This is a genomic window from Paenibacillus nanensis, from assembly GCF_003583765.1.
Lineage (GTDB): Bacteria > Bacillota > Bacilli > Paenibacillales > Paenibacillaceae > Pristimantibacillus > Pristimantibacillus nanensis.
In genome coordinates this window covers 1-25,641 of record NZ_QXQA01000016.1, presented here as the reverse complement: position 1 = coordinate 25,641, position 25,641 = coordinate 1, and the positions used below count along the sequence as shown (strand labels likewise).

Genomic DNA, 25,641 nt, shown 5'->3' with positions numbered 1-25,641 from the left:
AGCAGCTAAGGCTATCGTTCTGCCGAATACAAAAGAAGCCCCATAGGGAACTTCCCTATGGGACTCGTCTTGCTTCGTTTATGGTGTCACAATCGTTTCATTGCCTGCTTCATCTCGTGCCCATTTATGAGCCTGAGCCGCTTCTTCCACTTCCTTGAATGCCCAGTGTGTTGGTGGAACGTCTTCGAAGGTCGGGCCGCTTACGCCATGGAGCGGTCCTCTCTGGAACAAGCGGTTCAGCACCTTCACAGCCTCCGCTCTTGTGAGCTTGTCCTCCGGACGGAACGTTCCGTCTTCATAGCCGGTCATTATGCCGGACTGCCAGATCGCAATGATTGCCTCGTAAGCCCAGTGCGAGGAAGTGAGATCCGCATATTCAGCGCGGCCCGCTTCTTCAAGCGCTCCCGTCTCATTCAGCCAACGATAGACGATCATCGCCATCTGCGCGCGAGTGATGTCGTCCTGCGGGCCGAAGAAACCGTTCTTGTAGCCTTGCATCATATTAAGGTCGTTCACCGTTTCAATGGACGCGAATGCCCAATGCTTCTCGACGTCCGGGAAGCTGGCCGCACCGTCAGCCTTAGCTTCTGGGGCCAGATTGCGCGCCAGCATTGCCGCCATTTCCGCACGCGTCACATACGCTTCCGGACGGAAGGTATGATCCGGATAGCCGTTAATATAAGGGCTGTGTTCATCTGTATCAACGTGCAGAATCGTAAATGTGCTGAACTTGTTAACGTCGAATTCGAGACCGAGCAGCTCATCGTTCGCTCCATAAGTAACAACCCGCGGCGAACGAACGATTTCTTTGTCCCCGTCGCTATGCTCGATGAAGATGATCAGCTGATTCAAGTACGCTTCTCGCTCAGCCGCTTCTTTCGGCAATTGCACATCTCGCAGCGGGAGCACAAGAGTAACCTCTCTGCTCTGCATATTCGTCTCAATCGTCATCGGCCGCGCGACGGCCGTTACCTCTTGTCCATTGGATAGCGCTTGTACGGATTGCTCCATTCTCGCGCGCTCCTGCACGACCTGCCGTTCTTCCGCCTTCTTGATCGGAACAAGTCTGAAATACATATCTTCATCCAGGAAGCTGATAAGAGATTGCTGCGGCACGATAATTCTCGCGTTCTCCGTATAGACTTCCAAATCGATCTTGCCATCGGTCAACAGCTTTGTCGCCGATTTCGGCATGGTAAAGTCCACCTTCGAAACTTTGTCTTCCGTATCCGGGATGACGACGCGCGCCGTCTTCTCGCCGGATTCCGCCAAGGCCTTTACGGTAATCCCAGCCCGCTCCGCCGTTAACGTCACGTCGTCCCGGATCGTTCCTGTCGGCTCCGTGATCCGCTTAATAGGCGTTAAGGAGACGACGGTGCCTAAGCTAATTTCACCCGTCTGCACTTCTACGTTAATCTCCTCGACCTTCGACCCGGACGATGGTGTAGATGGAGCAGCTGGTGGAGTTGGCGTGTCCGTGACTGGAGGATCGACAGGCATGGCCAGCGTTTTGAATTGCAGCTTTGCCGGATGCGCCTGCAGGTTCGGCGGAGCTGCTTGATCCTCGGCTGCGACGTAGAGATCATACTCTGTATTCGCAGTCAGGCCCGAAAGCGGCATCAGCTTCACCGTATCCGCCTCCGCCGTATCCGAGCCGTGAAGCGTAACAGGCTCATCCTGGCTGTTCGTGCCCGTTTTCACTTGCTCAGATGTCGGAGCCGCCGCGTCTCGCGGAAGAACAACATAGTAAACCGTACCTGCATCATTCAGCATCGTGCTGAACTCCGCTGTCGTATAGCTGACAGATTCCATCTTCGGATACGTGTGCGCAGTCTCAGGCGCTGTCACATCCAATGTTGTAAGCTGCAGCCTCACCGGCATCGTCTGTATGTTCGGCGACGCCTCGTCGTCTTCTGCAATGACGTACAAGTCATACTCCGTCTCTGAATGCAATCCGGTTAGTGCGAAAATATCCTCTGTATCGGCCGATACCGTCTTCGATCCATGGAGGATAGAGGCGTCGCCGTTGCTGTCGGTTCCGGCCTTCACTTGCAAATTGGTCGGAGCAGGGGCGCCTTGCGGCACAACGGCGTAATACACTTTGCCCGCTTCGTTAATCTGCACCTTAAGGTCCGCAGAGGTGCCTGTTACCGAGCTCAGCTTCGGATACGTCGGCGCAAATACCGGAGGCGTTATATCCGCTGTCGTGATGCTCACCTTCGTTGCAGACAACTGCAGATTTGGAATGAGATCCTCCGCGACAAAATACACATCATAAGCCGTCTCCGAGATCAGGCCGCTCATCGTAAACTCGTCCTGTGTATCTGCGGTAACCACTTTCGAACCGAAAAATAGAGGTGTTTCACCGTCAGCATCCGTTCCCGCTTTCACCTGTGCGTTGGTTGGCACGGGATCGCCTTGCGGCACAAGGACATAATAGACCTTGCCTGCCTCATTAATTTGAACGGCGATTTTTGCGGTATCCGCCGTCACAAGCGTCGGCTTAGGATAGGTCTGCGCGAATACCGGCGGCGCATCATCCATAATCCCCACGTCTACCTTCGCCGCCGCTGCTTGCAAATTCGGCGGCGCGGCGCTGTCTTGCGCTACCGCATATACGTCATAATTTGTATTCATCGCAAGTCCGGTCAACGGAATCGTGTTTTCGGTGTTTGCCAGCACAAGCACGCTGCCCGATTTAGCGACCGCTTGTCCTTGTGCGTCCGTTCCGGCCTTGACCTGGCTAGCGCTCGGCGCTTGCGCGCCATCCGGAACCACCACATAGAACACCGTTCCGGTCTCGTTGATTTGGACGCCGATGTTCGCCGAGGTGCTCGTTGCTGTCTTCACCTTCGGATACGTATTCGCCCATACCGGCGGCGCATTGTCCGGTATTCGATTGATGCCGAATCTCAAATACGGATAGCCGTTCGTAGGGAGATCCACCATTGTCCAGGTCTGGGTGAAATCCCAATACCCGAACGTACTCTGCTGCCTCATCTCCGCCGCCGTTTTTCCTGTTACATCGTAGGGCTGAACAGAACGAGAACCGGTGTAGGTGAAGGCTTCCTTATCATAATAGATGTGCTGAATGCCGCCCGGCGCATGATCGCGCAAATCCAGCTTCCCAAAGAACGGACCTACGCTTTCCGCGGTTACCGCTGTTTCCGGGGCTATAATCACGTTGCCGGCAGCATAAGCGTGTCTTACGTTAATCGAATTGTCCACATATTGCTGGGCAAAACCAATATAGCCGCCAAAATTGCTTGCCGTCTCGGCATTGTTGCTGTACAGCCTGCCGTACGCGAATGTATCCTTGAGGCTGATCATGTCGAAACCGCCGGCAAACCCGGCGAACCCGCCGACATCCTCCGCGCCTACGACATCTCCCATAGCAAAGCTGGTAAAAATAACAACGCCGGTGCTGCCAGGCTCCGGAATGGAAGTCAACGCGCCCGCGAAGCCGCCTACTCGGAGCTTGCCCGTAACCTTGCCGGTGCTGAAGCTATCCCTTACCGTCAGATTTACGGCGTCCCCAATAAGCCCGCCAACCCGTTCGGCAGCCGGCGCGTTTACTTCGCCGGTAGCATAACTGTTTACAATGGTGCCGGGATGGATCGAACCAATTACCCCGCCGTAATACTGGCTGCCGCCAGCCAAATCAGGGGCTGAACGAACGGTAACATCCGCCGAGCTGTCGGAAATATAAGCGCCGATGCCGTTACCCACCAGTCCTCCGAGGTAACCATAGCCCGTTACTGTACCCGACACTTGAATATCGTAGAATCGGGACTTCTCTACATGCCCTGAGACAATACCCGCTTCTCTTCCCGCCTCAATTGTGGCCTGAGAAATGGTTAAGTTTTTAACGGTCGCATTGTTCATATAACCGAATAAACCGACACCCTCTGAAGATTGACCGTACGTTGCCTTCAAACCGGTAATCTTGTGATTTCCTCCGTCCAAGATGCCGTTAAAAGGTACGGAAGAAGTGCCAAGCGGCGCCCAATTTCCTTCGAGCGCAAGATCATTTTTCATCACAAAATATTTCCATGTATCCGGTACGGTGCTTTGATACTTGGGCAGTGCCATATTGATCAGATGCTGCACCGTTTCGATCTGGAACGGATCGGCTGCGGTTCCCGAACCGCCGGCAAAGTCATAATTGACCGGCTTCTCAAAGACCGGATAGCTGTAGCCGCCGAATGCATCCGGGTTGAAAAACCAGGTGTTCGTGAAGTCCCAGCCAGCATTTACGAACATGGACTCCTGCTTCAAATCCGCATCCGTCTTCGCTTCGCCTACTGTGCCTGCCGCTCCTACCGTATCCAAATAGAATACGCTCCCAGAGGCGATCCATCCGGAGTTATTGCCAACAACAGCTCCAAGCGCGCTGCTGTTACCCCCATCTACGATGGTTACAACCGAATAAACGTTCTGCATCGAGCTCAAATTCGTGCCAGCAATGCCGCCAACGTTACCGGTCTGCGTTGCCGTTAGCGTGCCCTTCGCATAGAGATTCGTTAGGATGCCTTGATTATTACCAACAATCCCCCCTGCGTCTTGACCTCCATTTGCGATTAGGGTGACGTCTGCATAGCTTTTAGAAATCGTGCCGTAGTTTTGGCCAAACAGCCCCCCGACACTGTTTTTTCCCGTCACGGTTCCTTCAACCGAGCTGCTCGTTACATTCCCGGAGTTTTGGCCGACCAAAAGCCCGGCTCTATCTGCTGTAGATGTAACAGTGGAATTTGTGATCTTTACGTTTTTCATCGGCACGCCGTTCACGTAGCCGGCAAGCACGGCTACATTTGAAGCCCCGCTGACCGCCGCGCCGTCAATGGTCAAATTTTGAATGACCCCTGTCGGCGAGCCGCTGACAAGGCTTACATTCCCGAACAGGCCTAATTCGGAAGCGGCCGGCTGATTAATCGTTAATCCGGTTATCGTATGGCCCTTACCGTCAAAGCTGCCCACAAAGGGATTACCCGAGCTCCCGATCGGCGTCCAGCTCCCCCCTGCGGAAGCAATATAGTCCGTCAGATCAATATCGTTCGTCAATTCATACTTCCCGTCTAAATCGTCGCGCACGCAGTTCAAATCCTCCGCGTTGCTGATTTGATACACGCCGTTACTGTCCTCAGACGGACAGATGACAAAGGCAGAAGCCTCCCGCACGCCGAGCAGCGGCTGCAGCAGCACCGCCAGTGCCATTACGACGATTAACCACTTCTTACTTTTTGACCTCATGCTGTTCTTCCTTTCCTTTTTTATGTGGGTCATGGTCAAAAGCATAGCAGTTACCTCTGAACGAATTCTGAACACCAGACGGGGGTTTACATAAAAAAACGGCAGTCTAAAATCTTAGACCACCGCTTGTAAGCACGATGAAAAAGTCCAAACTACAGCTTCAAAAACCGTCTTAAAGAGGCAATCAGCAAATCGTGATCCTCTTGGTCGGGCAGCCCCGACACCGTAATCGTGCCGATATGCCCTTTCCCTTCAACGATAAGCGGAAAGCCGCCTCCTGCCCCGACATAATCAGAAAGAGGCAGACCGTCACGCTCTTCCAGCGTTGTTCCTTCCTGACGGGCGAGCAAAGCCACATGCCATGAGCTCTGGCCAAAATGATTCACGACGTTATTTTTCCGGCGAATCCAATCTTCATTTTCCGCGGAAGTCCCTTCCATGGCGTGGGCAAACAACCGCTGGCCTTGACAATAGATTTCTGCTGTAATGTTTTTCTCTTGGCGTTTCGCCTCCTCAATGATCGTAAGGCCAACCTGGAGCGCCGTAACATTGGTGAAGCTTTTAAAATGAAGCTCTTGCTCCTCTTTCTCCATCCGAGCAATTTGATCTCTCATAACCGTCCCCCTAAGCGTTACCTGCTTTTCGCTCAATCGTATCATGACTGCCCCATTGCAGGCTACCTTAGCTTCCTTCCTTTGCCCGGCGGCCCAAGCAGAACCTGAGCCAGTCCCTAATTACCTCGAAAAAAGTTTTAAATATTCCTTGACAGGAATATTCCCAATAGAGTATATTAAACGTGTAAGCAAGTGGCACCGCAACAATGAGGTGATGGGAACCAAATGATGGATACGACAACGTTCAGCGCTCTGGCGGAACCGAACCGATTGCGCATCGTGGATTTGTTGGCAAACGGGCCGCTCTCCGTCGGCGAAATAGCGGAACGGCTGCAGCTTAGACAGCCTCAAGCCTCCAAACATTTGCGTGTCCTTCTCGAAGCCGGCCTGGTCGAAGTCGAAGCGGAGGCGAATCGGCGGAACTATAGGCTTCGAATCCAGCCTCTGCAGGAAATGGACGCGTGGCTGGACCGTTATCGGCAGATCTGGAACGAGCGCTACGACAACTTAGAGCGTTATCTGAAGAAGCTGCAAGAGGAACAAAAGGAATCATCCAAATTTGAGGAGGAATAACAATGAGCAATCAGACCCTTACGAAGGTAGAAGGAAACGTATTTATTCTGGAGCGCGTATTTAGCGCCCCGCGCGAGCTTGTATTCCAGGCATTCTCTGACGCCGAGCATCTGAAGCATTGGTGGGGTCCGCGCGGCTGGACGATGCCGGTCTGCAAGGTCGATTTCCGCCCGGGCGGCGTATGGCATTACTGCATGAAGTGCGAGGATAAGAACCAGGGCGATTTCTACGGCATGGAATCGTGGGGCAAAGCCGTATACAAAGAAATCGTCCCCAACGAAAAAATCGTGTACGTCGACTACTTCTCCGACAGCGAAGGCAATGAAGCGGAAGGCATGCCTTCGACCGAGTGCACTCTTCTGTTCGAAGACGTTGACGGCAAGACCAAAGTCACCAGCCTCGGCAAATACGATTCGGCAGAAGCGCTCAAAACCGTTATCGACATGGGCATGGAGCAAGGGATCAAGGAAACGTGGGATCGCCTCGCCGAGCACCTGGAGAACGTTCAATAAAGATCGTCGATCACAAAGAAGACATCTTCCCGCTTTCGGGACAGATGTCTTCTTTTTTGCCGCCTCGGACTGATTAAATGTTGGATTTTCGGATAAATTATAGTCAATAAAATTTCGGAGGAGCTTTCGACATGTCCATCACAGTAAAATTAAGCGCTTCAGAGCTCGGCGCGCTATGGATGACCTATCACAAAAAAACGATGATTCTTCGGATTCTGGAATACTTTATGGAGAAATCGGACGATAACAAAGCCAAAAGTCTTATGTCGGGATTGCACGAGAGCCTTCATCAAAAGGTCGTTGAAATCAAAAAGATGTTTGAGAACGAGGGCGCTGCGGTACCGGTCGGCTTCACCGAGGAAGATCTCCATCTGGAAGCGCCGAAATTATGGGACAACGGCTTTGACATTATGTTCTGCCGGGTGCTGAAGGAAATCAGCATGGGGATGTATGTGCTCCATATGACGATTTCTTATCGTGAGGATATGATTAAGCTTTACAAGCAGCTCACCGATTTGACGCAAACCTATTATAACCATTTTACCCAGTACCTTCTGGAGAAAAATCTGCTTCCCCGCCCCAATTTCACAAACATGCCGCAATCGGCTGACTATATCCATAACAAGGATTATATGAAAGGTACGAATCTGTTCGGTCATAAGAGAAGCATCAATACGGTCGAGTTCGGGATTCTATATCATATCATTGAAACAAACATTACCGGCATGCAGTTAATGAAGGGGTTCGCCCAATGCTCGAAGGATGAAGACGCGCAGAAATATTTTCAAAAAGGGCATAAGCTTGCGAAAGACATTCTCAAAGAAGCGGGAGAAATCCTTCAAGAGAATACGATACAACCGTCTGCTACACCGGGAGGCACGGTTACAAATGCGACAGCAGCCCCGTTTTCGGATAAATTGATGATGTTTTGCACCTACCTTCTTGGCGGGTTTAGTATAGGAAGCTCAGGCTTTAGCGCTGCGTTTAATTTACGCAATGATGTGGCGGCGCAATCAGCAGTCTTCGCTAAGGATATCTATGCTTACACTATTGAAGGGGCAAAGCTTATGATCGCCAAAGGATGGTTCGAGGAGCCGCCGAAAATGGACATATAGCAACCAAAAACGGCGCCGTCAGAGATACGGCGCCGTTCTTTCTTTCTATTCGAGTATTAGTTGATCAGCTCAGCGCTCCGAAGAAGCTTGTACAGCACCATTACCGCGGCCTCGCGGGTCGTCGGTTCATTTGGCTGGAACTGAACGGCTCCTTTTACAGGGACACCGTTCATGATGCCCGCCTTCGATACGGCCTCAATGGATGACTTCGCATAACCTGCGAATGTTGCTTCATCCGTGTACGCCGTGTGCGAAGGGGTACTCGTCTTCACTTGGAGCAGCTGCATGGCATTGGAAAGCATGACGGTTAGATCCTGCCGCGTAATGATCTCGTTCGGCGAGAACCGGTTGTTTCCAGTGCCCTTCACAATGCCTGCCTCATACACCGCCGCTACGTCATCCGCGAACCAGTCCGCAGGTTTAACATCCGAGAACGGAGCTTCTCCTGTGCGGGTTGCAGTCAGACCCAATGCGCGGGACAAGAGCGCGGCGAATTCCGCGCGAGTGACATTGTTTTTCGGCGAGAAGGATTGCTCCGACGTGCCATTCACCAAGAACTTATGAGCCAACGTTTCAATCTGCGCTTTCGCATAGGAAGAACCGATGTCTTGGAATGCGACGTCTCGGGTCGCGACAGCATACGTCGAGAATCCCGGACGGTTAACGGTCACTGTCGCGCCGCCGTTTTTGCTTGCCGTGATCTTGCCTGGAACAGGTCTTACAACGCCGTTCTCGATATAGAGCACGCCCGCTTGGCTGGCATCAATGTCTCCTTCAATACTGAAGGAACGCTTTACATAGTCCGATGCGCCGAGAACGATCGGGGACGCGACTCCGTCTTTGATCACTTGAACCTCATACGATACCGGCGTTCCAACCACCGTGGCTCCCTCAATCCCCTTCGAGAATGCAGAGCTCTCTTCCGGCCTAGGATCGATATGGATCTCTACGGCTGCACCCGGCGCGACATTCCGCAGCGCGCTCGTCGGCAAAGCGACCGATGCGGCGTCCGTGGTCACGATTACGGAGCTGCCTTTCATAGTTTCCTTCAATGTATCGACATTCTCAGCCGTAAGGCCGACCTGCGCCGCTTGTTCGCTATTAGCCGGCACGTAGATAACAGCCGCCGCTTGAGCGTTCCCTTTCACAGCCGCAAGCGATTGAACCAATGCCGTGTTGGAGACGGAAGCCTTCTTAACGGTTCCTTCTGTCTTCACTTCCGCCGCTACCTCGGTCTTCTGCTGCCCTTGGTTCATGACGGGCTGTACATCCGGAGCAGCTGCGGGCTTATCCGCTTCCGGAGCTGTCGGTACGATTGGGCCCGGATTCGGGGTATTTGGCGATGGAGCCAACGTGACGTCGACCGTCTTGGTTGCCGTTTTGCCCGGCTCGCTCACGGAAGATACGGTTACCGTCAATTGCACAACAGTACTGCTAGTTGTCGGAAGCACTTTAAGGATGCCGTCGTTGCCAATCAGCTGCTCATTGTTCGAAGCCGTAACCAGGTACGAGAAGGCCGTTGTGTCGTCAGGCAACCCGAGAACGGGCTGATTCAGCTCCGTCGTATTGTCGATTGTTGGCACCAACGCCACAGCGGCAGCATCTACCTCTTCCTGAACGTCGACGATGCGCAAGGAGGAGTAAGCCTCGTACAGCTCGGCTGCGGTGCCGTTCGACAACAGCCGAGCGGCAATGACACCCAGTTTGTATACGCCTGGACTCAGTTGTTTGATAATCGGCTGATCGTCCTCATCAACCTCGCCATCGATGTATGTGCCGTCGATGTCGAAGCTGTACATGCCTGGCTCATATTCGTCCTCGACAAACTGCATGTCGCCTAAGTACTCGTCATTCAAATTGTAAACGGAGAGAGCGAGAACATTCATGCCGTCTGCCGTAAGCTTAAAGCTCAATTGCGTCGTATCGTTCCAGTTGTCGTTGTTAGGAGAAATATTCCGACTCGTTAACGTGATGTCCTCCACCCCGAAGCCGGAAGGCACACCTTCTCCGACATTCACGACAAACGGAAGGTGCAGGGAAGGCACGCCGCTCGCCTCCAGCACGACTTCACCTTCGTAGACACCCGCCGCAGCGTTCGCGCTCGGGGCCGCCTCAAGCGCGAAAGGCTGCGCCGTTCCGGCATCGGCGGTGATGCTGCCGTTCTCGAGTCCCGTCAGTTCGACGTTGATATTCGAAACGTCCGGCGTTGCAATAGGATCGTTAGGATCGGACGTAACGCTCGGATGCATGCGGACCGAGGCCGTGTACGTCACGGATGCGCTTGACGTATTTTTCAACTGAAGCGTCTTGATTTGCGCTGCTTCACCTGGCTGCATCAGACCGAAGCTGACGCTGCCGTTATAATTCGTCACGGTTCTTTCTTTCAAATTCTCGTCTAGAATTTGGATTTGTTCTACGGTTTGCAGCAGCGCCGGCGTTACAAGCGCATGAGCAACGTTCACGCGGCCGGAGCCTTGGGAATAGACGTCGTACTGAACGCCGTTTGCATCGGAGACCACCTCGGCGGTGTTAGTCAGCGCCGAGCGGACGTCGAAAGGCGTCCATTCCGGGTGCTTCTCCTTCAGGAGCAGAGCAAGCCCGGCTACGTGAGGCGTCGCCATCGAGGTCCCTGAATTACGATCATAAGCCTCAGCATAGTTCGCATTCGGATCGGATATGCCATAAGCAGGCACAGTCGACATCACATTGACGCCCGGAGCGACGATATCCGGTTTAATATCGTAGTTCCCTCCGACGATCGGTCCGCGGGAAGAGAAAGAGGCTACATGATCGCCTGGAACAACCGTGCTGTTGAAGCTGCCGAACGAGAACATCAACGGCGTGTCCGGATTAGCTAAGACTTGCTTCGCCAACGCTCGACCGGCGACGCCCTCCATATCGAACGCGGGAATTAAATGCAGCGAGTCCCCCAAAAAGCCGACGGAACCGATATGTCCGTCCCTGCCTGCAATCGGCGATTCAAGGTTCGGCGTGCCGTCACTCTTCACGTTGCCATTAAAGATGATAATCGCCTTCGCTCCATGTTCTTTCGCATAAGTAACTTTATCCATAAAGGCAAGATCGCCGCGCGAAGCGAATACAATTTTGCCGGTAACGTCCTTGCCCTCGTAGTCGCTAGGAGCGCCCAGCCCTACATAAACGCCCTCGAACGAGTCCGTTCCGAACAGTTCTTCGAAGTTATCTTCACCAGTACGCCAAGCCATAAGATTCAGCGAGAACGGATCGGCAGAGAGGGTGCTTGTAGCCTCGGCCGTATACCGCTTGCTTTCGGAGCTGACGGCTCCGACAGCAATGGCGAGCTGGGCCGATGCCGGCGTACCACTGGAATAGTAGTATTGTCCATCGACATTATCGCCTGCGTTGCCGTTCGCGACGACGGCGACGACGCCCGAAAGCACCGCGTTGTTCACCGCGATCGCGTCCGGAGAATTCGGATCTTTCTCGTAGTCGGAGCCCAGAGACAGGTTGATGACGTCCATGCCCTGCTCGACTGCGTGCTCAATTCCGTCAATTACTTGTGCGGAGGAGCCGGATGATTTGCCGGTCTGCTCGTCATAGCCAAGCACTTTATAAGCATACAGATCAGCCTCGTAGGCAACCCCTTTTTGGACGATGTCGGAACCGACTTGCGCGGCTCGGCCGACGATAGTGCCGGCTACATGCGTGCCGTGGCTTGTGCCTGCGTAAGTGGACCCGTGTGGAACATCCTCGTACGGATCGTTGTCATTGCTGTACGAGTCGTAGCCGCCTTTATAAGCGCCAGCCAAATCAGGGTGCAAATAATCGACGCCTGTATCGATCACGCCAACCTTCAGCCCTTCGCCCGTTAGCCCTTCCAGCCAAGCTTGATCGACACCGATCTGCTCGAGCGGTTCCATCTCGTAGCCTGCTTCATCGGTATTATCGACGGGCAGCGCGTAATATGTACGGTTCTCGTAAATCGACACTACGCCCGGTATGGAGGCCAGTTCAGGAATCTGATTCGCCGGAAGCGTTACTTCCATGGCGTTCAACACCGTGTTAAAGCGGCGCTGTACCGACAGACTGATCCCCATTTTTTTTGCATTCGTCATGACTGCGGATTGCTCTGTTGCGATAGCCGTTGTGCTGGCTTCTTCGATTTGGGCCGATAATCCGTTTCTAGCGGATAACCCGCTGACGGCGATTGGCTCAGAAGCTAACGTCACGATGACCGTAGTCAATCGGCTAGATTCTGTGTCGACGTTGTCGGAGATGTACGCTTCCGTCTGCGGAACAACCGAAGAAATCTGAATCAGCTGGCTGTTCCCCAGCTCTCCGCTATCGGCTGCAGCAGCCGTGCCCGGCATTGGAAACGTACCGACCAAAAGCGATAAACCGAGTAATAACATAGATGCCTTCTTCATACCTTGTGCTTTCAATCAAACTCCTCCGTCTCTTGGTGTTTCTAGGAGCAAAGCCCTAGTAATCTAGGATGATGCGAAAACATTGTAGCACGGTGATAGGCTAAATAATAGATAGGATTAAAAATATTGAATAGGATTTCGTAGAATTCATTTTTTTGCCAAATCCCTTGTTTTTCGGGGTATTTACGGAGTAAAAAGGCCTCCGGCGGAGCAGAGCATACTTCGCTTGGAAGCCTGGATTCTATCGTGGATTGTATAGGAACGGATTGGTAGACATAATCATCGGTCTCTTCTCCAAAAAGGAAAAAGCCGATCGAAAATCAGGTTCGATTACCTGAAGTTCGCCGGCTCGACGGCAGACATATGAATGATTGTATTTAGCGCTAATGCGGGCGTACCAGGCGCGGCACTTATGTTAGTCTTCGATTGCCTGATAGACCATAGTCCAAAAGTCGTGGATGAGATGCGCCGAATCCGGAGTGGACATCCCGACCTGGGTGAGCAGGATTCCGGTGAGCTGTTTTTCCGGGTCGGCGTACGCCGAGGTGCCGCTTCCGCCGTCCCAGCCGAACTGTCCGATGGAAGCGTAGTCGCCGCGGTAGGTACGTACCGCCATTCCGAAGCCCCAACCGCCGTGCTGTCCTTGGCCATGCGACAAATGAACGAAGTTTTTGGCCAAGTCGTCTCGGAAAGCTTGTTGCTCCGGCGTAAGGCGGTTGGTGGTCATCAGCTGGACGGCGGGCCGGGACAGGATCCGTTCGGTCCCATGCATCCCTTGGTTCAGCAGCATCTGTAAAAACGCGTGATAGTCGTCGACGGTTGAGAGCAGCCCGCCGCCGCCTGCTTGGAACCCCGGGGGCCGGGTGTAGCGTCCGCCTGCGGCTTCATCCCACACGATGAACGCGCCGGTCTGCGGATCAGGGGCGTAGGCGGGCGGCAGCCGATCGATTTTACCTGCGGGCACGTAGAAGCCGGTGTCCTTCATCCCCAGCGGATCAAGGATACGCTCGCGCAGAAACGTCTCGAAAGTTTGACCGGTGACCCTGGCAACAAGTACGCCAAGTATCTCGTTGCTGATGTGGTACTGCCAACGCTCTCCGGGCTGATAGCACAGCGGGAGTGTGCCCAGGCGGCGCATCCACTCATCGGGCTCGGGCAGCTCCTGCCCCGGCGTGTCGAATAGACCATTTTCGAAGATCGCGTTCTGGATCGGGGAGCCCATCAAAGCCATATCCACTCCGAGCCCGAATGTAGAGGTCAGCAAGTCCCGCACGGTGATCGGCCGCCTCGCCGGCACAGTCTCGTCAAGCGGACCGTCGGGGCGTTTCAGCACCTGCCGGCCCGCAAGCTCGGGCAGCCATTTGTCTACTGGATCGTCCAGATGCAGCTTGCAGTCGTCGAGCAGGACCATCACCGACGCGGCTCCGACCATTTTGGAAGTGGACGCCATGCGGAAGATCGTGTCCCGGCGCATCGGCGCGCCGCCATCATGGCGCATCGTGCCGATCGCTTCGACGTGCGTTTCTCCGTTCCGGCTGATCAGGGCGACGAGCCCCGGAATCTTCCCTGAATCGACATGCCGTGCCAGCACGTCGCGCATTCTGCGTAGCCCAGTTTCAGAGAATCCTCCGCTCTGGTGTTCCATTATCTTTTTCATTTCGTTTCCCTCTCTTTACTTTTTATTTGTTTTAAAATACTAAGCTCAGTCAGACCGTTCTTTTTGCCTTACAAGCCCTTAAACGACTGTAACGTTCGATAAATCGGCATCCATGCCTTTAAGCGCAGCAAATGTCAGTTTATCCATCGTCGCGCCGTCAAAGCGGATCGTTTGGATCATCCGAAAGTACTTCTTCGTCAAAGTAAACCCCGGGTGGAAAGAAACATTTCGAAGTGCAGCGCCCTTGAACGAAACATCGGTTAAAGCCGCTTTCTCAAACTTGACGCCGATAAACGTCTGTCCGTCAAAGCTCTTCCCGCTCAGATCAGAGTTACTGAAGTCGACCCCCTCAAATAAACAACCTTCAAAAATCGTTTCTCTAAGGTCGGTCATCGTTAACGTGACGTCGGTCAGTCTTACATCTGTGAATTTGGTTCCGCCTAGCCCAGACTTGCTGAAATCGGTTCGTACAAGGATCGTCTTATTGAAGCTTGCATTAGTCAGGTCAAGCGTGGATAGGCTGCAGTCCGTCAGATTCGCGCCGTCAAAATTAGCCTCGCGTACATCGCTGCCCCTAAACGTACTGCCGGTCATATCCGCTCCCGAAAAGTCTGAACCGGAGAGCGCGCTGCCTTTGAACTGTCCTTTATGGGCCGTAACGCCCGCAAGGTCGCTGCCCACCAGGCTGCTTGCGTTAAAGTTTGTCACGACTTGCCGATCCATCGAGCTGGAGCCCATTGTTAATTTTTGATTCATTACATTCACATCTCCTTAGTTTTTTAATAAGCGCTTTGAATTCGGATCACCTATTCATACCAACCGATGGTATGTATAGGTTGAAAAATAAGCTGCCTTTCGGCAGTTTAGTTTTCTTTGCTGTCTTCTCTTGCTGACAAACGAAACAATTCCTCGTAGCGCTGAAACATTTGTTCATCGAACAAGTCAAGCCCCAAGCCTTTCAATACTTCATCGAAAAGCCTTAATTTGCGCAGCATCATCTCAGGCGAAGCTTGGATAACCGCCGGGTTTAGCCAGACGTTGGTGAGAACCAACAACAGTTCGCTAAGCTCCCTAGGATAGTCGGTTCGGATCGAGCCATCCCGCATGCCTTGTTCGATGATAGGCTGGATGTAGACAGGTATGGCTTTCTCTACCATGTGCTCGATCTGGGCTGCCAGCAGCTTGGGATTGCGCAAAAGGTTCGGCGCCGCCGATGCCATTTCGTTCTGGGCGGGATTGTCGAGAGAGACGCGGGAAATCTTGCGCAGCTTCTCCCGGCCGTTTAACTCCGTGTCGTCCCGGATGCCGGACAGCATCTCGTCAACACCCTTGAACATATGGTCGATAACGGCCTGCATGATCTCTTCCTTGGACTTGAAATGGTGGTAAATCGCGCCTTTCGTCAGTCCGCCCAGCTCATTGATGATATCCTGAATGGAGGTCTGCTCGTAGCCTTTCCGGATGAACAGGTTCAGGGCCACGGTCAGGATCTGGTTGATTGTTTCTTCAGGATATTTGTTTCTTGCCATTCGCCCCCTCCTTTCATACATTCGGTTGGTATGTATTAAATATATGCGTTCATTCCTTTGATGTCAACCCCTTATTTGGAAAATCTTACTTTCGGCAAAACAGCCGCATTCTACGACTTGAAAAATCAAAGTCTTAGACTGCGGCTGCTTTATCGAGCTAACGAACCCTTCAATATCCCATTCCCGGGAGCCCCCTCTGGTCGTCTTTTATGATTGATCTAGCCTCAGTCCCCGCTTCGATCAGCTTCTTCCGGACCGCATCGAACTCCGGGTTCCAATCTTGTAAAGCGAAATGTTTACTAAAAGGTAGGAGCAGGCGATTCGTCTATTTTCATACGTAGTAAACTATAAGGCTTCTGCCGCAGGTCGTTTCCATAATGAAATCTTGACTGCCGATGTAATTGATTCACGATGATATATAAGTATTGATCCGGACCAATAGAAAAAGTGTCCGGCCATAAAATTCTCGGATCATGTGCGATAGTTTCCATTACTCCATTTGGCAATATTTTTCGAATACTATTGTTTTCATAGTCTCCAGCGTAAACATTTCCTTTGGCATCGGTGATCATTCCATCTGAAGCACCTTTTTCTCCCCAATACTTCACATGATACTGTAAATTCATATCCGGCATCGTTCGGTCTCTTAGGGCTTCCGTTGAAATCGAGTACAGTTGAGCTTGATTCCACCTATATCCGAAAAAGAAGGACAATCTCTGCCATTCTAAAGCTGCCGTTCTATTGTTGGTCCGGCAAACGTAAGGCGTTAGCTGAAGTTTGCGCTTGATCTAAAAATTCCTCTGCTTGGGTCAATTGCTGACGGGCCGTCTCCAATGCTTGTGGATTTGACGCTGCGTTAGATTCGCTTATCGAGCTTATCGCCTGATTTAAAGCCGTTTGCGCCTCAGAAACCGCGTTCGAAGCATGCTGCTCCAGCGTATTGCCGCCCGAGTGAAGTGTACCTTCCGCCGGTTTTCTCGCATTTACAGTGGCTAGATCAATTTTATTTTCATTGGGCAAAGCGAGTCCTCCTCCCTTGTGCATAGATCATGAATCAAACAGAAATAAGTATGCGGTTGAGATTTTGTTTATATTCTTACGACTGCATGGGAATACTCGGACCCACATTTCCGGCAATCGTATAAGGATATAGTGCGTAGGAAAATCTAACTTTGATGAAAGAAAGGAAGGGGATCATTACTCCATGAATACGCCAACGCTTGCGCCGCACGAATCGATGGAACTGCATGAAGCGTTAAACTTCAAAACGCTCTGCCTCGCTAAGTCAAAACTTATGCAAGGCTTGGTGTTTGACCAAGAGCTGAAAACGTTAATGCAGAAGGACGTCGTATTATCCACGCAACAGATCGCCGAGCTCCAGGCCATCTACGCAAGAGCTCCATTCCAATCGCCTGTTCCGAATAGCCCGACACCTATTACTCATTAAAGGGGAACGCCAATGAATACCGATTATTTAGACCCGATTAATTCGTTAAATATGCCGGAGATGGCAGATATGACATTTGCAATGGACTTCCTTATCCGTGCCAAGGAGGGTGTGCGAAATTTGTCCATAGCCCTGACGGAAACGGCTTCTCCCGAAGTAAGAGCGGTGCTGCGCAATCATCTTAAGCAGGGGATTGCTATGCACCAAGAAATTTCGGAGCTTATGATTCGAAAAAAATGGTTCCATCCTTACGAGCTGAACGAACAGTACCAACTTGACCAGCTTTCGGCGAAAAATACGGTGATGATCGGGCAGATGAATTTGTTCCCGGATGATACGTCGCGTAAAGGGATGTTTGATCGAACCCCAGATGAACATATTGGAGGACAGAATGCATGAAGGCGGTAACGTATCAAGGGATTAAAAATGTCGCGGTCAAAGAGGTACCGGATCCGAAGATTGAGAAACCGGACGATATGATCGTAAAGATCACCAGTACCGCCATTTGCGGTTCTGACCTTCACCTTATTCACGGGATGATCCCTAACCTTCAGGAGAATTATGTCATCGGGCATGAGCCGATGGGAATTGTGGAAGAAGTAGGCCCTGGAGTGACCAAAGTAAAAAAAGGCGACCGGGTGATCATTCCTTTCAACATCGCTTGCGGAGAATGCTTTTATTGTAAAAATCAGCTGGAAAGCCAATGCGACAATTCAAACGAACACGGGGATATGGGCGGATTTTTCGGCTACTCCGGAACGACCGGCGGATACCCTGGCGGGCAAGCCGAGTATTTACGAGTTCCGTTTGCTAATTTCACCCACTTCAAGATTCCAGAAAACTGCGAGCAACCAGACGAAAAGCTTAGCTTGATCGCCGATGCCATGACGACCGCATTCTGGAGCGTAGATAACGCCGGCGTCAAGAATGGAGATACGGTCATCGTGCTCGGCTGCGGTCCGGTCGGACTTCTGGCCCAGAAATTCTGCTGGCTGAAGGGAGCAAAGCGGGTCATCGCCGTTGACTACGTCGATTACCGCTTGCAGCATGCGAAGCGAACAAACCATGTGGAAATTGTAAATTTCGAACAGGATAAGAATATCGGCAATACGCTCAAGGAAATGACTAAAGGCGGCGCCGATGTCGTGATTGATGCGGTAGGAATGGACGGCAAGATGAGCGATCTTGAATTTCTAGCCAGCGGTTTGAAACTGCAAGGCGGCACCATGAGCGCACTTATCATTGCGTCTCAGGCTGTCCGCAAAGGCGGGACCATTCAAGTCACTGGGGTATACGGCGGACGCTATAACGGATTCCCGCTCGGCGACATCATGCAGCGCAATGTGAATATCCGTTCCGGACAAGCCCCGGTCATACACTACATGCCATATATGTATGAGCTGGTTACGTCGGGCAAAGTAGACCCTGGAGATATTATTTCGCATGTCATTCCGCTCAGTGAGGCCAAACGCGGCTATGAAGTGTTCGATACGAAAACGGACAATTGCATCAAAGTCATCTTAAAGCCCTGAATAAGGGTGAATATCAGGGAGGACAATCCGAATGAATTCTAATTACGCCTTGCATGAGTTGTTGGAGGTTCATGAAATGGCCGCGTTCAAGACCGTTTGCGTAACCAAATCCAAAACCATGCAAGCTCTTGTAACCGACCCGGAGCTCATGCAAATTTTGCAGCAAGACGTGCAATTATCTCAGCAGCAGCTTCAGGAGCTCGGTGGAGTACTGTCTAAAGCGACCCTAACCTAAAGGAGATAGAAACATGAACACCCTAATAGAACACTTGACGGGGCTTCATACACTGACCGACGATGTGATCGCAATGGATTTTTTGATGAACGCCAAAAGCGGAGTTAGAAACTATGCCATGGCCGTTACCGAATGCGCCACCCCCGAAATCAAGCGAATTTTGATGAAACAGCTCGACGAGGCTATAGATTCCCATGAAAAGATAACAAACTACATGATGCAGCGAGGCCTATACCATCCCTACCATATTCCGGAGCAAATTCAGCTTGATCTGACAAATATTCAGACCGCTATGAACATTCCGTCCTGACACTGTATTCGTCCCAACAGAACGCGCAAAACCACCATGGTTCAGGCGCGTTTTTTGATTCCAGCCGATTAATAAGGAGCAGCGTGACTAACTTTAGAAGTGGAGTGCTTACATCACCTAGGATAGCAAATCGGATTATTAATATTGTTTCTTGACCAAACTGTAAATAAATAAGTATTAGGAGTGTTTAAGTGCTTTTCAACATTGTGACTGGGTTCATTATTCCTTGGTTATTGGCTTCCCCCTTAGTTCAAAAGCAACCGAGGCTATTCATCGTAATTAGTCCCATATCAGCTTTGATCTCATTGATTATTAATACAATAGGTTTTTACTTTGATTTTTGGCACTTCAAGCCTATTTTTTCGAAAAACGAAACGATTTCAGCATTGCCGCTCGACTTTGGCTTGTACGCAGTACTAGGGCCGCTATTCATTTTTTTCATTACTAAAAGACCCTTCGGAATACCAGCCCTAATAAGCTTTTTAAGTTTTAGCTTATTAGCCACATTATTAGAATTCCTTGGGCTGCAATTTAATCGAGTGATGTACAGTAATGGTTGGAATATCGGATGGACTTTTATCTCCTATGCCATCGGTTTTCTTGCGGTTGCCACAGCATGGAGGACTGTAAGATCCTATTTCGAGCTGGTTAAGTAATCAATTTATTACTTCGCAATATGGATCTAGCGCTTAGAACAATGTCAGCTGCTGATCCTCCAGCTCCCTCGCCTCCATACTGCTTCGCTGTAACAACCTGCCCCGTCCCGTTTGTTAACGCCCGCCGGCACCAGATCTAATATTGGTCAGCATTAACTGCTCACCATTCCAGCCGGCATTGGCGCTTGGCGACATCCTTCAAGCTTCAAATCCCGTTTAAATCCAGAAAGAAAGCATATCGATTTTTCACCTATTATCTACTATGATTTCAATTCCGTTTTTCGGCCGCAGGGTTAAGAGAGGCTCCATCTCGATAGGCGGATGCTTGGGGGTTAGACTTAAGCGGTAACGCTGGCCGATCATGCTTAAAATGATAACCATCTCCAGCATGGCAAAGTGGTTCCCGATACATCCTCTAGGTCCGCCACCGAACGGGATATAGGCGAATTGGGGAATTTTTTTGAGCAAATCATTTTCGAATCTCTCCGGGCGAAAGGTCAACGGGTCCGGGAAATAGGTTGGATTTTGGTGGATCGCATAAGGGCTAAACAGCACGGACTGTCCTTTTTTTACCGTTATCGGACCGATTTCCACGTCCCGGACGGCAGAACGTCCAGTAAAGAAAGTGGGGGCCCGCAGTCTCATGGCTTCCCATATAACATTTTGAGTATACGTGAGCTGCATATAGGTCTCTTCCGTCGGGGGTTCGCCTTGCAGTATGCGGTCCCACTCTTCATAAAGCTTCTCTTGAACATCGGGATGCTGCATAATGAACAGGAAAGCCCATGACAATGCGTTGGCAGTAGTCTCATGACCGGCGATGAACATAATCATCAGCTCGTCACGGAGCTCCTGATCGGTCATCCCTTCCCCGTTCTCGTTTTTGGCTGCCATCAACACGGACAACAGATCGCCTTCTCCAACACCGGCATTCATTTTACGTTCTTTGACGATATCATAAACCGCTTGGTCAAGCGCCTTAAGGGCTGCCTTATAGGAACGGTTTTTTGCAGTGGGGATGATGAGCGGCACGGCTGCCAGCGAGCGCATTCGTTCGGCGCACATCCGGTTAATAAGCTCATACGGTTCCCGAATGGAACGCGAGTGCTGATTTCCTTCAAGGCTGAAGAGCGTGCGGGCGATAATAGCGAACGTAATGTTAGATAGGTCATCGGTAAGCATGCGGCAATCGATAGGCTTCCAGGTATTAAGTTCACGGTCGACAATCTCGGCCATTTGGCGGGCATACTTCTGAATATGCGCTCTTGTAAAACGCGGTTGGATCAACCGTCTTACTCGTTTATGCTTTTCACCTTCACTGGTTGCTACGCCATCTCCAACAAAAAGCCTTGCCTCTTGAAAAGCCTTTAGTTTAATGAAATGTTCATGTTTGGTGAGCAGCACTTCCTTTAAGAGCGCCGGGTCGTAAATAACATACATCTTTTGGGGGCCGAGCCGAATCGTTGCAGCCCCTCCATAGTTTTTCTGCAGATCAGTTAGAAAGCCAAGAGGATCCTTCCGGTATTCCAGCAGGTTCCCGCTTAAGAGGGAGCCTTTGGGTCCTTGCGGGAAGCGTGTCTCGACTGAGGTGCTCATATCATTTTCTCTCCTTTCTCAATCGCCTATCAGCGGGGAAATTCCTCACCGGATATTAAAATAACTTTCGGGACGCAGCTCCTTCGTCAGCCAATCTTCATCGTCACAGTAAAGGCACCTCTGCACCTCAATAATTCCGCTTCGTTTGGCTAATCGGTTCATCTGGTTCTGCATAAGTTTGGAATTACATAGAACGATAATTTGCTCGCAGTGCGGCAAGAACCAGCGCTGCAGCTCCTCCCAACGCTCAGTGATCTCGTGCTGGAACACAATGGGCTCCCCGCTCGCCATCATCTTCCGGTTATCAACCAGCAGCTTTACTTTCCCTAGGCGCAGCTTCAGGCAAGCGGCTTTCAAATCCACACTTATGCTTTTAATTTCCTCCAGACTAAGCGCACCGCTCACCTGCCACATGATGAGGTTTTCCTCGGCCGATTCGTAATAACGGAACCGCTCCGTAAGGGGCCGGTCCAGTTCGCTCTTAAGAGAAGCCGACCGAAGAGAGAACCGTTCGTCACAGAAAAAATAGCTGATATCGATATCCAGCGTATTGCAGATGATTTGAATATTTTTAAGGGAGATATTCCGTTCGCCCCGTTCTACGCTCCCAATATACGTTCGATCCAAACCGCAACGCGCGGCCAGCATATCCTGCGACAAATTCGAACGCAGCCGCAGTTCCTTTAACCGCATGCCGAAATCCTCTAAAATGTTCATTGGTCATCATCCTTCTACGCGTAATCCTCGACCGTTTCCTATCGTAATAGGGAAGCACCTACAAGTCGACGGACTATAAGTAGCATTCGTGTATGTTTTTCATCATTCCGTGGCGTTAAGTCGCTTAACAAAAGAATGAGCAGCTGCCGCGATGGCAAACTGCTCCTGGCTGGCTCTGAACTAACGCTCCATTTAAGTTGTAAGCCAGTCATGTCTATGGTCGATTTTTCACTCCCCACTCACATAACTGTTCCAAAACAGGTAAGAGCGTTTCCGCTTTATCTGTAAGACCATACTCGACTTTAGGGGGGATCTGAGGATACTCTTTCCGTTTCACCATACCGTCCGCTTCTAATTCTTTAAGTTGTGCACTCAATGTTTTATACGTAATAGCTCCGATCTGTCTTTTCAGATCATTAAAGCGAACCGGTTGGTTTTCTGCTAGGAGGTACATAATAACCATTTTCCATTTGCCTCCAATAACTGACAAAGTGTAGCCAAAAGGCGTATCCTGAATATTTTTAACTTTGCCTTTATACTCAGCCATACCCATAGTTCCACTATCCTTTCTGATAGTACCTATCAATAAAGTGCGTACTATATTTTTACTTTCGCCTATCTTATACTAGCCTTACTTTGAAGTAAAGGAGTGAAATATATGATTAATGTTAAAACCTACAATCACGATCTCTGGGATCACGGCATCACCCAGGGCTATAGCGTCAACGGCACCATTTACATTTCGGGACAGTTTTCCCACAATACAGAGGGAGTGTTTGTTGGTGAGGGAGATATCGAGGCACAGACTCGGCAGACGCTGGAAAACCTCGATCGTGTGCTGGCGGGATTCGGTGTCACGAAGTCGAACCTCGCTTATGTAGAGATATATCTGACAAACGCGCAAGAGCATTTCGAGCCATGCATTCGTCTGTTCAAGGAATACATAGGACAGCATAGGCCGGCCGGAAGCTGCATCGGCGTGAACTACCTCGCAACTCCCGAGCAGCTGATCGAAATCAGCGCCGTCGCACACTCGAACTAATACCGCAAATTGAAATTTAATACCAGTTCGTTTTTGCGTCCCGCCTAACAGCCCGCTTTATGAAAACGGCAGCTGATCATCTGACCGGCTGCCGTCGTACCATTATTGAGCTATCGATATTTTTAACCGAGTTTGATTGTAACGTAAGGAAGCCCCGCGACTCCTATAGCTACGATAGACCGATATACCGTCATCGCATAAGTTAACATCATACCCGCGCTGGTTGCTAACCATGCGTATCTTCCTCCCTGCAGGCAGGGTTATTTGCTGAACTTCGTGAATATTTTTTGCATGAGGCCAGTCCCCGTTATACGGCTATTTTGGAAGGCGGCTATTTTCCACTCTCCGTTTTGTTTAACGGCGACATTCGTATTGATGGAGTCTCTTTTTTTCGGGGCCGTCTTTTGCCATCTGAGTTTGACTACGCCCAGTCCATGAAAAATCGCGAACTCCGGCGTAACGAAGTGAATCTTCTTAATTTCGCCTTCCAAGGTTGATCCTCTCAGCACGTTGTTCCAAAGCTGTTGATGCGTATCGGCAATCGCCTTTCTCCCTTGCAGATGCTCCCCTTGAAACGTGACATAGTCGGCATCTTCCGTGAAGCAAGCCCCATAGGCCTCTCCGTCCCCCCTGTCCCAGGCCAGCTTCAGTTTTCCAAACAAATATTCAATCTCTCTTACGCCCTGTACGCTATGATTTTCCATGATGATGCACGCTCCTCTTTTTTATTTGCCGCCAGTAACGCGGATTTCTTCTCCATTGACAAAACTGTTCGCCGCCGATCCCAGATAAAGGATCAGACTCGCGACGTCATCCGGGGTGCCCAATCTGCCTGTCGGAAACAATCGTGCATATTCTTCAAGCATCTGCGGCGGGAACGCCTGCGTCACCCATTCCGATCGCGTCAGCTCGGGGATGACGACGTTCGAATAAATACCATTCGCAGCCAGCTCTACCGCCAACGTGCGGCTGAATCCATGCAACGCCGCTTTAGCCGTTAGGTTAGCCGTCTCTTTCGGCTTGCCGACATGGACCAGACTGGTAGACACGTGAATCAGTCGTCCCCATCCCCCCTGCTTCATGAGCGGGACGGCCGCTTTGGTCATTCGATACGTCCCCTTGACGGTCTGATCGATGACGGCGAACCATGCATCGTTCGCGCTCTCCTCAATCGCCGCTTCTTGCCCCCAGAACACGGCATTGTTCACGAGCACATCCAACCGTTTCTTCTCCTTCTTCACGTGATCGATGGCCTCAAGTATGCTCTGCTCATCGTTAAGGGACATTTGAACCGCTTCGCCGGAGCCTCCGGACGCTTGAATGTCGTCAATCGTCCGGTCAGCTTCGCTGCGATTGCTCAAATAAGTAATGTAGACATGAGCGCCTTCCGCAGCGAACTTGCGGGCCGCCGCTCTGCCGATGCCTCGCGAACCGCCGGTAATGAACGCAACTTTCCCTTGCAGACCGTAATCCATGTTCAATTCCTCCATCCTTCGCAAAAAATTTGGCGGGCCTTTAACCTTGTGATATACTGATGTTATAAAAATCTTGGTTAATTAACTTTCTTAATATGTTAATTATCTTAATTGATTAAGATAAATTTATCTTAACTTGGAGGTTTCGCTATGTCAAGAGGCAATTCGTTTGAATTTAACGACCTAACGCCATCGCAGCATGCTTTGCTTTACGAATTGCGCCAGAACAGCGCGCGGGCCGTAATGCTTCATCAGCTCATTTCGGAAAAATTGGGGTTGAATGCGACCGATCATAAATGTCTGGATTTTTTAAACCGCACCGGTCCCGTAACTGCCGGCCAATTGGCCCAACTAACGGGTTTGACGACAGGCGCTGTGACGAATGTGATCGATCGCTTGGAGCAGGCCGGTTATGTCACGAGGGATAAGGACCCGAACGATCGGAGGCGCGTAGTGGTCAAGCCTGCGGAAGGCCGATCGGCCCAAATCTCTCCGCTGTTTCAATCGGTCATGCAGTCCACGCTTCAGATTCTGTCGCGGTACGATGAGCAACAAACCGCTCTGATTCTTGAATTCATCCGAGCGTGCAATGAAATGACGTTGGCTGAAATGGAAAAATTGAAGAGTCAGGCGGACTCCGACGTCGATTGACTACAAAACAAAAGAAGGCAGCTCCGGACGGAGCTGCCTCAGACTTTAGAGGAAAACGCTTTATTAGGAATTATATGACTTGCTGCCTATAAATCGAGGAACTGTGTCCCGAAAAAAGATCGCCTATTCCGAAAATAAAAGCTGCAACTGATCTTCTGATGATCCGCTGCAGCTTTGTTGATCTGACTATCGTTTCCCGATAGAATTCCTGTAAAACGAATATTTTGGCGTTTGAACAAAAACGAGCGCCTCCGGTAAGATGGAGTTGCACACGAGGTCAAAAGCCTCAAAAAGCCCATCAGGAGGTCGCTCTACTATGAAGTT

The 25,641-nt window shown here is 51.0% G+C and carries 23 protein-coding genes and 1 pseudogene; 11 read left to right on the top strand and 13 right to left on the bottom strand.

Annotation, left to right across the window (positions count from 1 at the left end):
• Positions 1-78 precede the first annotated feature (78 nt).
• Both D3P08_RS21135 and D3P08_RS21130 read right to left on the bottom strand, forming a co-directional pair.
• Entirely contained in the window at positions 79-5,250 is a 5,172-nt protein-coding gene (locus D3P08_RS21135; protein WP_162848558.1) for an S-layer homology domain-containing protein, read from the bottom strand.
• Between the two features lie 152 nt (positions 5,251-5,402).
• Positions 5,403-5,864, bottom strand: coding sequence for a heme-degrading domain-containing protein (locus D3P08_RS21130; RefSeq protein WP_119602111.1), 462 nt, complete (start codon positions 5,862-5,864; stop codon positions 5,403-5,405).
• A gap of 228 nt (positions 5,865-6,092) precedes the next feature.
• Here D3P08_RS21130 and D3P08_RS21125 point away from each other — a divergent pair, with 228 nt between their 5' ends.
• The 3 genes from D3P08_RS21125 (at position 6,093) to D3P08_RS21115 (ending at position 8,064) form a co-directional block, all read left to right on the top strand.
• A complete protein-coding gene (locus tag D3P08_RS21125) occupies positions 6,093-6,437 on the top strand; it encodes an ArsR/SmtB family transcription factor (RefSeq protein WP_119602218.1) in 345 nt (114 codons plus the stop codon).
• A gap of 2 nt (positions 6,438-6,439) precedes the next feature.
• Positions 6,440-6,949, top strand: a complete 510-nt coding sequence (locus D3P08_RS21120) for an SRPBCC domain-containing protein (RefSeq protein ID WP_119602110.1) — start codon at positions 6,440-6,442, stop codon at positions 6,947-6,949.
• A 131-nt stretch (positions 6,950-7,080) separates the two neighbouring features.
• Positions 7,081-8,064, top strand: a complete 984-nt coding sequence (locus D3P08_RS21115; RefSeq protein ID WP_119602109.1) for a DUF3231 family protein — start codon at positions 7,081-7,083, stop codon at positions 8,062-8,064.
• 56 nt (positions 8,065-8,120) lie between these two features.
• Here the strand turns inward: D3P08_RS21115 and D3P08_RS27920 are convergent, their stop codons facing one another.
• The 6 genes and pseudogenes from D3P08_RS27920 to D3P08_RS21085 form a co-directional block, all read right to left on the bottom strand.
• Positions 8,121-12,485 carry a S8 family serine peptidase gene (locus D3P08_RS27920; RefSeq protein WP_119602108.1) on the bottom strand — a complete coding sequence of 1,455 codons (4,365 nt, stop codon included), beginning with the start codon at positions 12,483-12,485 and terminating at the stop codon, positions 8,121-8,123.
• Between the two features lie 400 nt (positions 12,486-12,885).
• Positions 12,886-14,127 (bottom strand): serine hydrolase domain-containing protein, encoded by a 1,242-nt coding sequence (locus tag D3P08_RS21105; RefSeq protein WP_119602107.1) that lies wholly within the window; start codon positions 14,125-14,127, stop codon positions 12,886-12,888.
• A gap of 78 nt (positions 14,128-14,205) precedes the next feature.
• Positions 14,206-14,883: a pentapeptide repeat-containing protein gene (locus D3P08_RS21100; protein WP_240647688.1), complete on the bottom strand. Its 678-nt coding sequence runs from the start codon at positions 14,881-14,883 to the stop codon at positions 14,206-14,208.
• A gap of 107 nt (positions 14,884-14,990) precedes the next feature.
• Positions 14,991-15,656 (bottom strand): TetR/AcrR family transcriptional regulator, encoded by a 666-nt coding sequence (locus D3P08_RS21095; protein WP_119602105.1) that lies wholly within the window; start codon positions 15,654-15,656, stop codon positions 14,991-14,993.
• A 299-nt stretch (positions 15,657-15,955) separates the two neighbouring features.
• Positions 15,956-16,330: pseudogene (locus D3P08_RS21090) on the bottom strand (L-dopachrome tautomerase-related protein); the annotation flags it as partial.
• A 64-nt stretch (positions 16,331-16,394) separates the two neighbouring features.
• A complete protein-coding gene (locus D3P08_RS21085; protein WP_119602104.1) occupies positions 16,395-16,676 on the bottom strand; it encodes a hypothetical protein in 282 nt (93 codons plus the stop codon).
• A gap of 184 nt (positions 16,677-16,860) precedes the next feature.
• On the opposite strand from D3P08_RS21085, the gene D3P08_RS21080 reads away from it, so the two are divergent.
• From D3P08_RS21080 to D3P08_RS28105, 6 genes are all read left to right on the top strand, one after another.
• Positions 16,861-17,103 carry a spore gernimation protein GerQ gene (locus D3P08_RS21080; RefSeq protein ID WP_119602103.1) on the top strand — a complete coding sequence of 81 codons (243 nt, stop codon included), beginning with the start codon at positions 16,861-16,863 and terminating at the stop codon, positions 17,101-17,103.
• Positions 17,104-17,115: 12 nt separating this feature from the next.
• Positions 17,116-17,502 (top strand): spore coat protein, encoded by a 387-nt coding sequence (locus D3P08_RS21075; protein ID WP_119602102.1) that lies wholly within the window; start codon positions 17,116-17,118, stop codon positions 17,500-17,502.
• Complete coding sequence (locus D3P08_RS21070) at positions 17,499-18,635, top strand: zinc-dependent alcohol dehydrogenase (protein ID WP_119602101.1); 1,137 nt, start codon at positions 17,499-17,501, stop codon at positions 18,633-18,635. Before D3P08_RS21075 ends, D3P08_RS21070 begins: the two co-directional genes overlap by 4 nt.
• 31 nt (positions 18,636-18,666) lie before the next feature.
• On the top strand, positions 18,667-18,870 hold the full coding sequence (locus D3P08_RS21065; RefSeq protein ID WP_119602100.1) for a hypothetical protein: 204 nt from the start codon (positions 18,667-18,669) through the stop codon (positions 18,868-18,870).
• Positions 18,871-18,883: 13 nt separating this feature from the next.
• On the top strand, positions 18,884-19,180 hold the full coding sequence (locus tag D3P08_RS21060; protein WP_119602099.1) for a spore coat protein: 297 nt from the start codon (positions 18,884-18,886) through the stop codon (positions 19,178-19,180).
• A gap of 191 nt (positions 19,181-19,371) precedes the next feature.
• Complete coding sequence (locus tag D3P08_RS28105) at positions 19,372-19,836, top strand: CBO0543 family protein (RefSeq protein ID WP_119602098.1); 465 nt, start codon at positions 19,372-19,374, stop codon at positions 19,834-19,836.
• A 246-nt stretch (positions 19,837-20,082) separates the two neighbouring features.
• On the opposite strand, the gene D3P08_RS21050 is transcribed toward D3P08_RS28105, so the two are convergent.
• The 3 genes from D3P08_RS21050 to D3P08_RS21040 all read right to left on the bottom strand — a co-directional run bounded on the left by D3P08_RS21050 (position 20,083) and on the right by D3P08_RS21040 (position 22,702).
• Complete coding sequence (locus D3P08_RS21050; protein WP_119602097.1) at positions 20,083-21,432, bottom strand: cytochrome P450; 1,350 nt, start codon at positions 21,430-21,432, stop codon at positions 20,083-20,085.
• A 45-nt stretch (positions 21,433-21,477) separates the two neighbouring features.
• Positions 21,478-22,149 carry a helix-turn-helix domain-containing protein gene (locus D3P08_RS21045; RefSeq protein WP_119602096.1) on the bottom strand — a complete coding sequence of 224 codons (672 nt, stop codon included), beginning with the start codon at positions 22,147-22,149 and terminating at the stop codon, positions 21,478-21,480.
• Positions 22,150-22,363: 214 nt separating this feature from the next.
• Positions 22,364-22,702, bottom strand: coding sequence for a winged helix-turn-helix transcriptional regulator (locus D3P08_RS21040; RefSeq protein WP_119602095.1), 339 nt, complete (start codon positions 22,700-22,702; stop codon positions 22,364-22,366).
• Positions 22,703-22,807: 105 nt separating this feature from the next.
• Between D3P08_RS21040 and D3P08_RS21035 the strand changes: the two genes are divergently transcribed.
• Complete coding sequence (locus D3P08_RS21035) at positions 22,808-23,191, top strand: RidA family protein (RefSeq protein WP_119602094.1); 384 nt, start codon at positions 22,808-22,810, stop codon at positions 23,189-23,191.
• Between the two features lie 260 nt (positions 23,192-23,451).
• Here D3P08_RS21035 and D3P08_RS21030 read toward each other — a convergent pair whose 3' ends face one another.
• Together D3P08_RS21030 and D3P08_RS21025 are read right to left on the bottom strand one after the other, a co-directional pair.
• On the bottom strand, positions 23,452-23,895 hold the full coding sequence (locus tag D3P08_RS21030; protein ID WP_119602093.1) for an SgcJ/EcaC family oxidoreductase: 444 nt from the start codon (positions 23,893-23,895) through the stop codon (positions 23,452-23,454).
• Between the two features lie 21 nt (positions 23,896-23,916).
• Positions 23,917-24,666 (bottom strand): SDR family NAD(P)-dependent oxidoreductase, encoded by a 750-nt coding sequence (locus tag D3P08_RS21025; protein WP_162848557.1) that lies wholly within the window; start codon positions 24,664-24,666, stop codon positions 23,917-23,919.
• Positions 24,667-24,816: 150 nt separating this feature from the next.
• Here D3P08_RS21025 and D3P08_RS21020 point away from each other — a divergent pair, with 150 nt between their 5' ends.
• On the top strand, positions 24,817-25,317 hold the full coding sequence (locus D3P08_RS21020) for a MarR family winged helix-turn-helix transcriptional regulator (RefSeq protein ID WP_119602091.1): 501 nt from the start codon (positions 24,817-24,819) through the stop codon (positions 25,315-25,317).
• Positions 25,318-25,641: the final 324 nt, after the last annotated feature.